Origin of the sequence: Allokutzneria sp. NRRL B-24872 (assembly GCF_002155965.1) — a bacterium.
In the GTDB taxonomy this organism is placed as follows: domain Bacteria; phylum Actinomycetota; class Actinomycetes; order Mycobacteriales; family Pseudonocardiaceae; genus Allokutzneria.
The window spans coordinates 1-818 of sequence record NZ_MUMH01000450.1; the positions used below are offsets into that span (position 1 = coordinate 1).

Below are 818 nucleotides of genomic sequence, written 5' to 3' on the forward strand. Positions count from 1 at the left end.
GGGTCAAGGGCGCCGCGCTCACCCCGCTCGGGCTCGACGAGGACGGCTCCGTCCTCGCCTACCAGGAGAGCACCTGGGAGGCCGGCGGCGCGGTCTGGCGGATCGACCCCAAGTCGTACGCCAAGACCAAGCTGCTGCAGAACCCCGTCTCCTCCCATGAGGTGGAGTCGAAGTTCAGCCCCAGCTACTCGGAGATCATCTACTCCGCGAAGCACCTCTTCATGAGCGACGTCTACGCCACCAAGCCCTCGGGTGCCTACGACAAGGACGACCCGCTGGCGATCATCTTCGGCGCCAGCTGACCCCTTCGGCGTCCGCCCAGCTCCTGGCGGCCCTGCCCGTACTCACCGTACGGGCAGGGCCGCCGCTTTTCGCTCCGGCGGAGCGCCGGGGCACGCGCCCGCGCGGAACCCGGCCGCATCGGTCCGATTCAGACGTCAACCGGACCTCAAGTAGGCACTAATGGACGGGATTTCGGCATTCCGGGGGGCTTCTGCCCGGTAAGGGGCGCGCAACGTCGAACAAGCGTGTAGCTTTCCCCCCTGAGCGAATGGGGGGAGCTCATGGGCGTGCGACTCATGGTGGTCGATGACCACCGTCTGCTCGCGGAGGCGCTCGCCTCGGCGCTGAAGCTGCGCGGGCACCGGGTGCTCGCCGCGGCGGCACCGAGCGCGGGCGCGGCGGACCTGGTGGTGAGCCGGGCACCGGAGGTGTGCCTGCTGGGCACGGCGGCACCCGCCGAACCAGGGGTGTTCGACCCGGTGGTGCAGATCAAGAAGGAGCGGCCGCAGGTCGCGGTCGTCGTACTCGGTCCGGTG

Annotated in this window: 1 protein-coding gene and 1 pseudogene; both read left to right on the forward strand. The window is 69.7% G+C overall.

Annotated elements, in window-relative coordinates; all coding sequences use genetic code 11:
* Window positions 1-302: hypothetical protein (locus tag CCN37_RS38600; RefSeq protein ID WP_210408439.1), on the forward strand; the 302-nt coding region annotated here is incomplete at its 5' end.
* A gap of 261 nt (window positions 303-563) precedes the next feature.
* A pseudogene (locus CCN37_RS38605) lies at window positions 564-818 on the forward strand (response regulator); the annotation flags it as partial.